The 12,537-nt window shown below is 75.2% G+C and carries 11 protein-coding genes; 5 read left to right on the top strand and 6 right to left on the bottom strand.

From position 1 onward, the window contains the following. Window positions 1-3 precede the first annotated feature (3 nt). From ACZ6Q9_RS00925 to ACZ6Q9_RS00910, 4 genes are all read right to left on the bottom strand, one after another. Window positions 4-3,321 (bottom strand): DUF6603 domain-containing protein, encoded by a 3,318-nt coding sequence (locus tag ACZ6Q9_RS00925; RefSeq protein WP_396826961.1) that lies wholly within the window; start codon window positions 3,319-3,321, stop codon window positions 4-6. Continuing rightward, a complete protein-coding gene (locus ACZ6Q9_RS00920; RefSeq protein ID WP_396826963.1) occupies window positions 3,321-5,060 on the bottom strand; it encodes a M14 family zinc carboxypeptidase in 1,740 nt (579 codons plus the stop codon). The genes ACZ6Q9_RS00925 and ACZ6Q9_RS00920 overlap by 1 nt, the downstream gene beginning before the upstream one ends. Before the next feature lies 1 nt (window position 5,061). After that, window positions 5,062-5,346: a hypothetical protein gene (locus ACZ6Q9_RS00915; protein ID WP_396826965.1), complete on the bottom strand. Its 285-nt coding sequence runs from the start codon at window positions 5,344-5,346 to the stop codon at window positions 5,062-5,064. Window positions 5,347-5,531: 185 nt separating this feature from the next. Then, complete coding sequence (locus ACZ6Q9_RS00910) at window positions 5,532-6,539, bottom strand: helix-turn-helix transcriptional regulator (protein ID WP_396826966.1); 1,008 nt, start codon at window positions 6,537-6,539, stop codon at window positions 5,532-5,534. Between the two features lie 44 nt (window positions 6,540-6,583). Here ACZ6Q9_RS00910 and ACZ6Q9_RS00905 point away from each other — a divergent pair, with 44 nt between their 5' ends. Both ACZ6Q9_RS00905 and ACZ6Q9_RS00900 read left to right on the top strand, forming a co-directional pair. Continuing rightward, window positions 6,584-7,063 carry a hypothetical protein gene (locus ACZ6Q9_RS00905; RefSeq protein ID WP_396826968.1) on the top strand — a complete coding sequence of 160 codons (480 nt, stop codon included), beginning with the start codon at window positions 6,584-6,586 and terminating at the stop codon, window positions 7,061-7,063. Next, window positions 7,063-7,524, top strand: a complete 462-nt coding sequence (locus ACZ6Q9_RS00900; RefSeq protein WP_393454367.1) for a hypothetical protein — start codon at window positions 7,063-7,065, stop codon at window positions 7,522-7,524. The genes ACZ6Q9_RS00905 and ACZ6Q9_RS00900 overlap by 1 nt, the downstream gene beginning before the upstream one ends. 12 nt (window positions 7,525-7,536) lie before the next feature. Here ACZ6Q9_RS00900 and ACZ6Q9_RS00895 read toward each other — a convergent pair whose 3' ends face one another. Next, window positions 7,537-8,175: a flavin reductase family protein gene (locus ACZ6Q9_RS00895; protein WP_393263897.1), complete on the bottom strand. Its 639-nt coding sequence runs from the start codon at window positions 8,173-8,175 to the stop codon at window positions 7,537-7,539. A gap of 129 nt (window positions 8,176-8,304) precedes the next feature. After that, on the bottom strand, window positions 8,305-8,967 hold the full coding sequence (locus tag ACZ6Q9_RS00890) for a TetR/AcrR family transcriptional regulator (RefSeq protein ID WP_393263895.1): 663 nt from the start codon (window positions 8,965-8,967) through the stop codon (window positions 8,305-8,307). A gap of 114 nt (window positions 8,968-9,081) precedes the next feature. On the opposite strand from ACZ6Q9_RS00890, the gene ACZ6Q9_RS00885 reads away from it, so the two are divergent. The 3 genes from ACZ6Q9_RS00885 to ACZ6Q9_RS00875 are packed head-to-tail and all read left to right on the top strand — an operon-like array spanning window position 9,082 to window position 12,474. Further along, the gene (locus ACZ6Q9_RS00885) at window positions 9,082-10,566 is read left to right on the top strand and encodes a flavin-containing monooxygenase (RefSeq protein WP_393263893.1); all 1,485 of its coding nucleotides are present in this window, start codon (window positions 9,082-9,084) and stop codon (window positions 10,564-10,566) included. Then, a complete protein-coding gene (locus ACZ6Q9_RS00880) occupies window positions 10,559-11,485 on the top strand; it encodes an SDR family NAD(P)-dependent oxidoreductase (protein WP_396826970.1) in 927 nt (308 codons plus the stop codon). Before ACZ6Q9_RS00885 ends, ACZ6Q9_RS00880 begins: the two co-directional genes overlap by 8 nt. Further along, complete coding sequence (locus tag ACZ6Q9_RS00875; protein ID WP_396826971.1) at window positions 11,482-12,474, top strand: alpha/beta fold hydrolase; 993 nt, start codon at window positions 11,482-11,484, stop codon at window positions 12,472-12,474. Before ACZ6Q9_RS00880 ends, ACZ6Q9_RS00875 begins: the two co-directional genes overlap by 4 nt. Window positions 12,475-12,537: the final 63 nt, after the last annotated feature.

Raw genomic sequence — 12,537 nt, 5'->3', positions numbered from 1 at the left:
CCTCTAGAAGCTCATCGCCGGCACGGGGTCGGTCGCCGCGACGGCGGCCCCGACGCCGCCCACGGTGGCCAGCTGGTGCGCCTGCGCCTGGGACAGCCCGGTGGTCACCGCGCCCCCGGCGCCGTGCACGGCCCAGGTCTCGTCCCGCACGCCCACCGCCGGGGTGACCGGGTCGCGTTCGGGCCGACCGGTGCGGCCGGCCGCCGCGGCGAGCAGCCACCGGGGCAGCGCGGTGGCGGTGAGCAGCACCGGCGGCGCCGGCAGCCGGATCTGCTTGACGGTGACGGTGAGCAGCGTGGACGGCCCGGCGTCGGCGCCCTCGCCGCCCAGGCGGACGCCGGCGGTGAGCCGTTCGAAGGCGCGCCGGTTCAGCGCGTCGGCGTCGGAGAGGTCGGCGAAGCCACCCGGCGCGAACCAGTCGACCTCGGTACCGGTGACCTGCGGGCCGGTGGCGGTGACCGTCTCCGGCCGGGTCAGCGGCGCGCCCTCGAAGCGTTGCAGCAGCAGGTCCAGCGGGGCGCGTTCCTGGGTCCAGACGGCCTGGCCCAGCGGCGAGACCACGGGCAGCGCGGCGGTGCGGGCCGGCTCGACGACCACGGCGGCGTCGGTCGCGCCGGTGCTGCGCAGGTTGGCCGGGTCGGCGAGTTCCCCGGCGAGCTCGGCCACGGCCGAGGCGACCGGCGTGACGGCCGGTGGCGTGGACGAGCCGAGGGTGATGGTCTCCTCGAAGGTGATCTCGAAGAACAGGATCTCCAGGGTGACCCTGCCGTGGAAGACCACCGGGCCGGGGCCGGAGATGCTGCCCGTGAGGTCCAGCCCGGCCAGCGTGCGGCTGCGCCAGCGCACCCGCACCGAGGCGTGGATGGCGAAGTCGAAGTGGAACGGCTGGAACCGGATCAGCGCGTCGAAGCCGAGGAAGCCCCGGATGTTGAACGGCCCCAGGTTGACGATGACCTCGACGGCCGCGCCGAACTGCAGCGTGTTCGTGGTGACCGCGAAGTAGCCCTCGAAGCGGAAGTAGAGCAGGTCGTCGGGCTCCCCGCGGGTCATGGCGATCCGGGTCAGGCTGGCGGGGAAGACCAGGGGCGCCGGGTTGTACGCCGGGTGGAAGCCGCCGACGGTCAGCACCACGTACGGCTCGGCGCCGTAGCTGAGCCGGAACGCCGCGCCGCCGGTCAGTTCGAGGATCTCCAGCAGGTGGCTGTCGATCAGGACCGCGTCGAAGGCGACCAGTTGCTGCGCGAAGTCGACCACGCCCAGGATGTCCAGCCGGATCTGGAGGTAGGGCCGGCCGCCGGACGGGTTCTCGATGCCCGCGCGCGCCGAGCCGAGGATCACGATCTTGCGCGGGCCGGGCAGCTCGATGAACACGCCGACGTCGAAGCGGACCAGCTCCGCCCAGGACAGTTGCAGCGTCGGCCCGACCACGATCACGCCGGGCGTGGGCGGGAAGACCGCGGCCAGGTCGGCCAGGAGCACCGGGGCGTTGCGGACCGGGTCCTCCGGGGCCAGGATCCGCCCGACGGTGCCGGAGGCCATCCGGGCACGCAGCGCGTCCACGTCGGTCTGCCGGTTCAGCGCGAGCAGCCCGCCGACGGAGGAGAGCGCGAAGCCGAAGCCGAGCTGGATCGGCGGGAAGCTGGCCCGCAGCAGGATCAGCAGCGCGTAGCCGGGCGCGCCGCCGGGCAGCCGGGTGTCGAGCAGGCCGACCGCCTCCACCCCGACCACGCCGAGCTTGAGCGCGAGGACGCCCGAGTAACGGCCGGCCGGCTCGTCGAAGCCGATGAAGCCGCCGCCGGTGACCGGCCCGGCGTCCACGACCATGCCGAGCCCGGTGGGCGGGAGGAAGCGGAAGGTCAGGTCGACCGGGCCGAGGTTGCCGTCGCGGACGGCCAGGTCGGCGCCGACGCCGATGCCGGCCACGCTCGCCGCGAACGGCCCGAGGTCGATGCCGCCGGTGAGGCGGACCTCCAGGGTGATGCCGGCCGCGCCGGGGCGCAGGGCCAGGTCGAGCCGGTCCAGGCGCAGCGGGCCCAGGCTCACCGCCAGCGGTACGGCGAGCACCAGGCCGGCGCCGCCGCGCAGGGTCAGCCCGTCCACCGGGTCCCAGTGCAGCCCGAGGTCGAAGTCGACCTCCAGGGTGGCCGGCAGCACGCTGGACAGGAAGCCGTCGGCGCCGCCGAAGGCGATCACCAGGCGGCCCGCGGCGACCTCGGCGTCGACGATCAGCCGGGCGCTCACCCCGCCCCCGTCGGCGGTGAACGCGGCGCCGACGGCGGCCCGGACGGCGGTGGCCGTGAGCCGGGTGCCGTCGGCCTCGCCGAAGAGCACCATCGGCCCAGGCCCGGCGGGCAGCCGCTCCACCGACACGGTCAGCTCCCCGGCGACCCCGGGCGCGGGGGCCTGCGGGCGCAGCGTGGCGGGCGGTTCGACGCGCAGGGCGGCGCCGAGGTCGAGACTGCCCTGGCCACGCAGGCGTACCGCCCAGGTGTCGCCGATCGGCAGGGGGATGTCCAGCCCGCCGAAGTCGAACACGTCGAGGGTCAGCTCCAGCGGGGTGGGCGTGCCCGGGGGCAGTCCCGCCACGGCGTGCAGCCGGAACAGGAACGCGGCCAGCTCGGGCCGGCCGCCGGGCCCGTCGAGCACCACCGCCGGCACGCCGACGGCGGTCAGCCAGTCGCGTAGCCGGGCGAGCAGCAGCGCGGCGTCCAGGGTGGGCTCGCCCCAGCCGTACACCTGGCGTAGCGCGGCGGCCGGGTCGTCGAGCAGCACCCCGAGCCGGTCCAGCCGGAGCCCGCGCCGCAGGTAGGCGGGCCGGTCCCCGTCGGCGGGCACGGCGACGTTGTCGACGAGCCCGAACAGGGCGAGGGCGCGGCCGAGCGCCGGCCGACGGTCCAGCAGGTAGCTGGCGGCGGTCCAGTCGACCAGGCGTTGCGGCAGGTCGGCGAGGATCGCGGCCAGCGGCGCGCTGACCGCACCGCCCCCGGCGTACGCGGACCGCACCGCGCCGGCCAGGGCCCGGACGGCGTCGACGGCCTCGACGATCAGCGGCAGCAGGTCGCCCAGGGCGGCGGCGATCGCGGTGCTGTCGTCGTCGGCGATCGCGTCGACCAGCGCGGTGACCGCCGGCGGGAGGGCGGCGAGGGCGGTGCCGGCGGTGCCGGCGGCGGCGGCCACCGCGGGCGCGCCCGCGACCGGGCCGGGCAGCGGCAGGCCCAGCTCGGCGAAGAGGTCGACCAGTTGCCCGGCGGCCAGCCGCTCGGTGACCGGGTCGAGCAGCCGGGCCAGTTCGACGGCGAGCCGCTCGGCGGTCCCGGCCATCAGCGCCCACCCCCCGGACCGGTGCCGCCGTGCCGCCCGCCCGGCGGCCGGCCTACGGGCGTGGTCCGCCCCGGCGGTGCGCCGTCCACGGACGTGGTCCGCCCCGGCGGTGCGCCGTCCACGGACGTGGTCCGCCCCGGCGGTGGGCTGGCGGCGGATGCGGTCCGGCGCGGGACCGGCGCCCGCTCCGGCCCGAGGAACAGGCGCAGGGCGGCGACGAGCGGTCGGATCAGCCCGACCCGCACGGCCGTGCGCGCCCGGCGGTGCCGCCGCAGCAGCCGGGCCACGGCCGGGCTGAAGCTGTAGTAGACCCGGTCCAGCGCGTCGGCGGCCCGCGCGCCGCGCGGCGTGGCCCGCAGCCGCTCGTCGCGCAGGTGCCGCAGGTAGCGCACGTCCGGATGATCGGGCCGGCCCAGCGTGGCCGTGGCGATCAGGCACGGCCCGCCGCCACCCCCGCCGGCGGCGGGCAGCGGGGATGCGGCGGCCACCTTGAGCAGTGCCGTCACCGCCGCGTGGATCTCCCGGTTGATCTTGCGGAAGTGGCCGGGCGGGTCGGCGTAGTTGCAGTGGAAGCCCTGCTCCTCGGCGTGCCCCGACTCCAGGGTGTACGCGAAGATCGGCTGCCGGTTCGACAGCGCGAACTGCCGGCTGCACGCGTAGTCGTCGCTGCACCCGGAGTTCGGCCCGCCGCCGACGGGGAGGTAGAGGAACGCGCTCTGCCCGACCGTGTACTCGGAGTGGGCACGCTGGGTCGTCGAGGCGGGCGCGGCGGGATCGACCCCGGCCGAGCGGAGGATCTCGTCGTGCATCGCCGTGGCGATCATCCGCGCCCGCGAGCGGATCCGGTGCGGCGGGACGTCGGGGAGGTATTCCTTGTAGTCGGTCCGGCCCGGTGGCAGCGCCGGGTCCCCGGCGATCAGTCCGTCCCGGGTCCCGGCGAAGGCGGGCGCCCGCCAGTGCATCGCCGGGTCGTCGCCGTCCTCCTCCAGCCCCCAGGAGTAGAGGATGTTGCGGCCGAACATGTGCACGTCCGCGTAGTAGTGGATCGGCAGGGTGTCCAGCAGGGACTCCAGGTGGCGGGTCTCCACCTCGGAATGCGCCGACGGGCCGCGGTAGGTGTCGTCGGCCGGCGACGTGGAGGCCGGGTCGGAGCCGTACCGGGCGCGGTAGAGCGCCACGTCGTAGTAGTCCTCGAAACGCCAGATGATGTCGAAGTTGCGGTTCAGGTCGACGCCGATTTCACCGCCCGCCTGCGGGCTGCGGTTCTTGCGCCAGCCCGGCTCGCTGAGGTGGGTCAGGTCGTGCTCCCGCCCGTCGGGGTTGAGCAGCGGCAGGATGTAGAGGTCGAGCTTCGTGACGATGTCGTTGACGTCGGCCGCCGGGATCCGCCAGGCGCGGTAGCGGACCGGGGCGCCGACCAGCGGGGTGACGGTCATCGCCGGGAAGACGATGTCGGTGCCCGACGTGAACGACACCAGCAGGTTGCGGGCGAGGGTGACCAGCGCGTCGGGCGGCGCCCACTCGCGGGCGTGCACCCCGCCGACGACCAGGGCCGCCGGCCGGTTCGGGCCGCTGCCGTTGGCGATTTTGACGTAGCTGTGCGTCCGATCCCTGGCCGTCTTCGTCGGGAAGACCGTCCGGGTGCACAGCGCGGGAAAGCTGGCGGCGAGGTCGGCGAGCGCGTCCTCGATCTCCTGCGCCCGCAGCGGCGCGGTGATGTCCGGGTACGGCGGGGGCACCTCAGCGCTCCCCGGTGCTCTCCGGCGGGGCCGACGCCTCCGGTGGTGGGGCGAGGTGCTGCGCGACCTCGGCGTGGAAGGCGTCGAACTGGCCGGTCGACATCATCACCCGCACCTGGGCGCCGCGCGCCTCCAGCTCGGGGATCAGCTCCTCTGAGGCGTACGCCGAGATGCGGTAGCGGTCCGCGCCCAATGACGCGGCGCTCGGGTCGATCAGGTCGAGCCCCGCCATGCCGCGCAGCCCGCGCAGCACCTCTGCCGTGCCCTCGATCTGGATGAGCCCCACGATCGCCTCCCGGCCTGCTGACGCGGCGGTCGAAGCCTTCCCCTGCCCACTCAACGACTCCACCGACCGGCAGGCAATACGCCGAGTGGTCGAAGGATTGCCGCAGGGTGTCGGATTGTCGTCGCGGCGGACCCGTCGGGCCCCCGCCGCGCCGTTGTCGGGCCGCCCCGCACGCGGTCGGGAGGTCAGGAGAGTGGCGACGACACCTCGGGAGCGGGGCGCGGGGCGTAGAGGGCGGCGAGGTCGGCGGCGGTGGCGGCGAGCCGCTCGCGCAGCGCGGCCGGAGCCAGCACCTCCACGTCCGCGCCGAGCCGCAGCAGGTCGCCGTGCGCGTGGGTGAGCGACTCGATCGGGATGACGGCCGTCACCCAGCCGGCCTCGTCGGGCGGCCCGGCGGTGGCGCCGACGGACGCCACCACCAGCTCGCTCCCGATCTCCCGGAGCCGCTCCCGGCCCCGAGGGGAGAGCCGGACCGTGGCGTCGTCGCGGTGCAGGTGGGCCCGGAACCGCACCACGTGCGCCCGCCACCAGGCGGGCAGGTCGAACCCGGCCGGCCGGGCGAACCCCTCGTCCAGCGTGGTCAGCGACAGGACCTGGTTGACCCGGTAGGCCGCCGGCTCGTCCCGGCCGCGTCGGGCGGCGACCGCGTACCACCGGCCGCCCTTGAGGACCAGCCCGTAGGGCTCCAGCACCCGGTCGACCTCCCCGGCCCAGCTGCGGTATCGCACCGCGATCCGCCGCTGCCGCCAGACCGCCTCGGCCACCTCGGGCAGGTGCGGCGAGGCGTCGCCGTCGGCGTACCAGTTGGGGGTGTCCAGGTGGAACCGTTCCTGGATCCGCGCGGCCCGGTCGGCCAGCTCGGGCGGGAGCGCGGCGTGCAGCTTGAGCTGGAGCGCGGCCACCGCCGCCCCGTAACCCAGCTCCGCGGCGGGCCCGGGCAGGCCGGCGAGGAAGAGCCGCTCCGCCTCCTGCGCGGTCAGCCCGGTCAGCCGCGTACGCCAGCCCTCGACGAGCTGGTAGCCGCCGGCGTGCCCCGCCTCGCCGTAGAGCGGGATGCCGGCCGCGTGCAGCGACTCGACGTCCCGGTAGACGGTGCGGGTGGACACCTCCAGCCGCGCGGCGAGCTGCGCCGCGGTCATCCGCCCGTGGGCCTGGAGCAGCATCAGCAGGGAGAGGAGTCGACTGGCCCGCACTCCGCTGACACTAGCTGTCAGTGAAGTGTTCGTACCGTCCCGGCATGGCATTTCGCGACAAGGAACTGCGGGTGCCGGGACCTCTCACGGTCGCCGGCCGTCAACTCAAGCGCTACCACGTCGACCAGCCGGAACGGCGGATCGAGCCGGAGGTGGAGCGGGCCGCGTACGCGGTGCTGCCCCGCCTGCTGCCGGCCCGCGACGGCGACGACACCCCGTCGGCGGGCTGGGTGGTGCTGCACCGGGGCGCCGACACGGGGGCCTACCTGCTGGCGTACAGCTGGGTCTGGGACAACGTGGTCGAGGTGCGCATCGCGGCGGCCGGCCAGCCCGCCCTGGACTGCCCGGACGACGACCCGACCCGCTTCGTCGACCTGACCCGCCCGTGGGCGGGCTGCGTCTGGGAGCTGGGCGTGCTGGAACACGAGCGGGCCGCCTGGGCCCGGCACGTGCTGGCGCCGGAGCGCCCGGACCTCGCCGGCTGGCTCGCCGACACCCGCGCCGAGGGGCCGGTGGGCCGCTGATGGGCGATTTCGACTTCCTCGTCGGCACCTGGGACGTGGCCAACCGGCGCCTGCGCGAGCGGCACGTCGGCAGCGACGACTGGGACGAGTTTCCCGGCGTCTCCGTGGCCCGGAGCTTCTTCGGCGGCGCCGGCAGCTTCGACGAGATCACCTTCCCCACCCGGGGCTTCTCCGGCGCCACCGTGCGGATCCTCGACCCGGCCGCCGGCACCTGGTCGATCTACTGGATGAACAGCCGGCACGGGGTGCTGGAGCTGCCGCCGGTGGTGGGCCGGTTCACCGACGGCGTCGGCACGTTCCTCGCCGACGACGTCGACGAGGGTCGGCCGATCCGGTGCCGGTTCGTCTGGTCGGGCGTCACCGCGACCTCCTGCCGCTGGGAGCAGGCGTTCTCCACCGACGGCGGGCGCACCTGGGAGACCAACTGGACGATGGACTTCACCCGGAGGCCGGCCGGCTGACCGCGCGGAGGCTCAGCCGGCGGCGACGCCGAGCCGGTGAGGCATCTCCCAGCCCTCCGCGAGCCGGGACGGGTGCACGTTCTGCCCGCCGCCGAAGAACTCGCAGAACTTCATGATCAGCGGGTCCCAGCGCAGCGGGTCCACGTGGCTCGTCCCGGGGATGACCAGCTCCTCCTCCACGTACGCGCGCAGCACCTCGACCTGGAAGGCGGTGGCTTGCACGTCGGCCCCGGCGAAGGGGTGGGCCGCGATCACCCGGCACTCCAACTGGACCGGGCACTCCGCGACCCGGGGTGCCCGGACCAGCTCCGAGGGCTGTGCGGTCAGCCCGGCCAGGGTGAACTTGTCCGGCTCGTACCGGTAGCCCTGGCGCAGCTTGTGCGCTGGCACGTCCGGCCGGCCCGTGGTGAGCGCGATCCGGTCGACCGCGTCGACCATCGCCGAGGACGGCAGGTTGAGCACGCACTCGCGTTCGCGCAGCAGGTTGGCGGTGGTCCGGCCACTGTCGCCGAGCCCGAGCATGGCGTGCTGCCCCAGCCACCACGCCGACGACATCGGCGCGAGATTCGCCGTGCCGTCCGGGTTGCGCGAGCTGACCAGGACCACGGGGGTTCCGAAGTAGAGCACCTTCAGGCCGGGAACCACGTGCACACGTCCGCCTTCCACCGTCGTTCGGGGCCACGGCGGCCCCGCCCACGACTCTGCGCCCGCCATCCCAGCCGATGCTGGCGGCAATCGGACGTAGCGCTCGACCACCTGCGCAGAAGCCGCGCGGCGGGGTCAGGTCGGCGGGGGAGCGGTGCCGCGGTAGATCGCGGCCAGCCAGACGTCGAGCAGCACGTCGACCACGTCCCGCTCGGCCACGGCCGGGCCGTCGCCGGCGAACGTGGCGTACCAGACGCGCTCGTTCATCGAGTTGAGCGCGATGGCCAGGTCGCGGGCCGGCACGCCGTCGGGGGCCGCGCCGCGGCGGCGCTCGGCCTCGATCGCGGTCTCGATCGCCTGCACCCAGCGTTCCAGCACGCTCGCCCACTGCCGGCGCACCTCGGCGTTGGTGCCGCGCACCTGGGCGCAGGCCAGCACCACCGCCCGGTGGGCGCCGAACGTCTCGTGGAACCGGTCGATCAGCTCCCGCCAGCGCGCCCGCGGATCCTCGGCCAGCCGCTCCAGCACGTCGCCGGCCGCGGCGTCGGCCTCCTCGGTGACCCGGTCCAGCAGCGTCAGCAGCACCGCGTCCTTGGAGGGGAAGTAGAAGTAGAAGGTGGGCCGGGAGATGCCCGCGCCCCGCGCCAGGTCGTCGACGGAGACGTCGGCGACGGCCCGCTGCCGCAGCAGCCGCTCGGCGGTGGCCAGGATGGCCGACTCGCGTTCGTCCCCCGCCGACCGCGCCCCGCGGCGTCCGCGCGCGGTGGCGCTCCCGGCTGCCGTACGGGCGGGCGTCATGGTCGCTGACTCTACACCGGATCGACACGGTGTCGACGGGACTCGACAGGGTGTTGACTGGCGTCGACGGCCGTGACTAGTGTCCGGTGTCACCTCCGCGGACGGGAGACCGAGATGGCCACCGACCACGTCGACGTGCTCGTCGTCGGTGCCGGCCTGTCCGGCGTCGGCGCCGCCTGCCACCTGCGCCGCCACTGTCCGGAGAAGACGTACGCGGTGCTGGAGGCCCGCGACGCGATCGGCGGCACCTGGGACCTGTTCCGCTACCCCGGCGTCCGCTCCGACTCCGACATGTTCACCCTCGGCTACTCGTTCAAGCCGTGGACGGACCCGAAGGCGATCGCCGACGGCGACGCCATCCGCGACTACGTCCGCCGGACCGCCCAGGAGTACGGCGTCACCGACCACATCCGCTTCCGGCACCGCGTCGTGCGCGCCGAGTGGGACAGCGGGCGGGCCCGCTGGACGGTGCACGCCCACCGCGACGACACCGCCGAGACGGTCGAGCTGACCTGCTCGTTCCTGTTCACCTGCGCGGGCTACTACCGCTACGACGCCGGCTACACCCCGCGGTTCCCCGGCACCGAGCGGTACGCGGGGCGGATCGTGCACCCGCAGCACTGGCCCGAGGACCTCGACCACGCCGGCAAGCGGGTGGTGGTGATCGGCAGCGGCGCCACGGCGGTGACCCTGGTGCCCGCGCTGGCCGAGCGCGCCGCCCACGTGACCATGCTCCAGCGCTCACCCACGTACGTCATGGCGCTGCCCTCGCGCGACGTCGTCGCCGACGCCCTGCGGCGCTGGCTGCCGGCGAAGGCCGCGTATCCGGTGGTGCGCTGGAAGAACGTCCTGCTCGCCACCGCCAACTTCCAGCTCAGCCGGCGCGCCCCCGCCCTGGTGAGGAAGCTGCTGCTGCGGGCCGCGCGGGGCCGGCTGCCGGCCGGCTTCGACGTCGACCGGCACTTCTCGCCCCGCTACGACCCGTGGGACCAGCGGCTGTGCGTGGTGCCCGACGGCGACCTGTTCACCGCGGTGAAGAGGGGCCGGGCGTCGGTGGTCACCGACACCGTCGACACCTTCACCGAGCGGGGCGTCCGGCTCTCCTCCGGCGAGGAGTTGGCGGCCGACGTCGTGGTCACCGCCACCGGGCTCAACCTGCTCGCCCTCGGCGGCATGACCCTGACCGTGGACGGCGCCGAGGTCGACCTGGCCGGCACCGTCGCCTACAAGGGCATGATGCTCTCCGGGGTGCCGAACTTCGCGATGACCATCGGCTACACCAACGCCTCGTGGACGCTCAAGGCCGACCTGGTGGCCGCCTACGTCTGCCGGCTGCTGCGGCACCTGGACCGCACCGGCCAGCAGGTCGTCACCCCGCTGCCGCCCCCCGACGGCGAGTTGCGGCCCATAATCGACCTGACGGCCGGGTACGTGCTGCGCAGCGTCGACGCCCTGCCGAAGCAGGGCGACCGGGCGCCGTGGCGGCTGTACCAGAACTACCCCCGGGACGTGCTGCTGATGCGGCACGGCCGACTCACCGACTCCGGCGTGCGGTTCTCCCCCGCCGGCACACCGGAAAGGAGGACCGTCCGTGCGTAGGTTCGTCTTCACGGGCGGCACGGCAGTCGTCACGGGCGCCGCCAGCGGGATCGGCGAGGCCCTCGCCCACGGGCTGGCCCGCCGGGGCAGCGACCTGGTGCTGCTCGACCGCGACGCCGGGCGGCTCGACGCCGTGGCCGCGGCCGTCCGCGCCGCGCACCCCGACCGGCAGGTCACCACCTACCTGGTCGACCTGGCGGACGCCGCCGCGACGGCGCGGGTGGCCGAGGAGGTCCGGCAGCGGCATCCGGCGATCCGGCTGCTGGTCAACAACGCCGGGGTGGCGCTGGGCGGCCGGTTCGACCAGGTGACCCTCGACGAGTTCGGCTGGGTCGTCGACGTCAACTTCCGGGCCGTGGTGCAGCTGACCCACGCCCTGCTGCCCACGCTGCGGGCGGAGCCCGGCGCGCACCTGGTCAACGTCTCCAGCATCTTCGGGGTCATCGCCCCGGCCGGGCAGGCCGCCTACTCGGCCAGCAAGTTCGCCGTCCGCGGCTTCACCGAGGCGCTGCGCCACGAGCTGGCCGACGACGGGATCGGGGTGACCTCCGTGCACCCGGGCGGCATCCGCACCCGGATCGCGCAGAACGCCCGGGTGGGCAGCGGCGTCTCCGCCGAGGAGTTCGAGACGGGCCGCCGGCAGTTCGAGCGGCTGCTCACCATCGACCCCGCCAAGGCCGCCGAGGTGGTCCTGCGCGGGGTGGAACGCCGCCGGGGCCGGGTGCTGATCGGCTGGTCGGCGAAGCTGCCCGACCTGCTGGCCCGGGTGGCGCCGGCGTCGTACCACCGGGTCCTGGCGTTCGGGCTCGACCGGGTGGCGGCCGGTCCCGCACGCCGCGCCACGACCACGCCGTCCGTCCCGGCGCCACGGCGACCCGAGTCGGCCCCCGCGGCCGACCCGGCCGGGGAGCCGGCGTGACCGCCCCGGCCGCGCGCCGGCCCCGGCACGTCACCGTCGACGGCCGGCGGGTGTGCCACCGCGTCGACGGCGACGGGCCCCCGGTGGTGCTGCTGCACGGCATCGGCCGCACCCTGCGCGACTTCACCGAGCTGCACGAGCTGCTCGCCGACCGGTTCCGGGTGCACAGCGTCGACCTGCCCGGCTGCGGCGGCTCGCTGCCGATGGCCCAGCCCTGCACCCTGCCGGCGCTCGCCGGGTTCGTCGGCCGCTACCTCGACGCCGTCGGCGTCGACCGGCCCGCGCACGTGGTCGGCAACTCCCTGGGCGGTGCGATCGCCATGCGCCTCGCGGCGTCCGAGCCGGCCAGGGTGGCCAGCCTGACGCTGGTGAACAGCGCCGGCTTCGGTCGGGAGGTGACCATCGCGCTGCGCCTGCTCGCGCTGCGCCCGCTGGGCCGGCTGCTGCTGCGGCCCAGTCGGTGGGCCGCCCGCCGCGCCGAGCTGTCCCTGTTCCACGACCCGGCCTTCGCCACCGCCGAACGCGTCGCGTACGCCCTGGAGGTCGCCCGCCTGCCGTACGCGGCCCGGGTGATGCTGGAGACCGCCCACCACCTCGGCACGTTCCGGGGCGTGAGCGCGCAGTGGCGGGAGGAACTGCTGTCGGAGGTGGAGCGGCTGGACATCCCCACCTTCGTCGTCTGGGGCGACCGGGACCTGATCCTCCCGGCGTCGCACCTCGACGCCGCCCGGGCGCGGCTGCCCGGAGCCCGCACCCACCTGTTCCGGAACTGCGGGCACATGCCGCAGATCGAGTGCGCCGAGGAGTTCCACCGCCTGCTCGTCGACTTCTGGTCCACGGCGGGAACGGACGCCGCCCCGGCGCCCGCCGGCGCCGTCCCGCCCGACGACGCTGCTCCGCCCGACGCTGCTCCGTCCGGCGGCGGCGCGCCGCCCGGGGGCGTCGCCCCGCCCGCCGTGGATCGACCGGTGGTCGCGGAGGCAGGCTGACGTCCAACCGGTCCCGTCCCGTCCGGCATCGGTGCGCTCCCGGGCCGAGGCCGACCCCCGACC

The organism is Micromonospora sp. NPDC049139 (assembly GCF_055586845.1).
This window is presented reverse-complemented; position numbering and strand designations above follow the sequence as displayed.

Coding starts and splice junctions, on each gene's coding strand:
- ACZ6Q9_RS00925 (WP_396826961.1), bottom strand. CDS start 3,321: ATGGCCGGGACCGCCGAGCGGCTCGCCGTCGAACTGGCCCGGCTGCTC.
- ACZ6Q9_RS00905 (WP_396826968.1), top strand. CDS start 6,584: ATGGCATTTCGCGACAAGGAACTGCGGGTGCCGGGACCTCTCACGGTC.
- ACZ6Q9_RS00900 (WP_393454367.1), top strand. CDS start 7,063: ATGGGCGATTTCGACTTCCTCGTCGGCACCTGGGACGTGGCCAACCGG.
- ACZ6Q9_RS00890 (WP_393263895.1), bottom strand. CDS start 8,967: ATGACGCCCGCCCGTACGGCAGCCGGGAGCGCCACCGCGCGCGGACGC.
- ACZ6Q9_RS00885 (WP_393263893.1), top strand. CDS start 9,082: ATGGCCACCGACCACGTCGACGTGCTCGTCGTCGGTGCCGGCCTGTCC.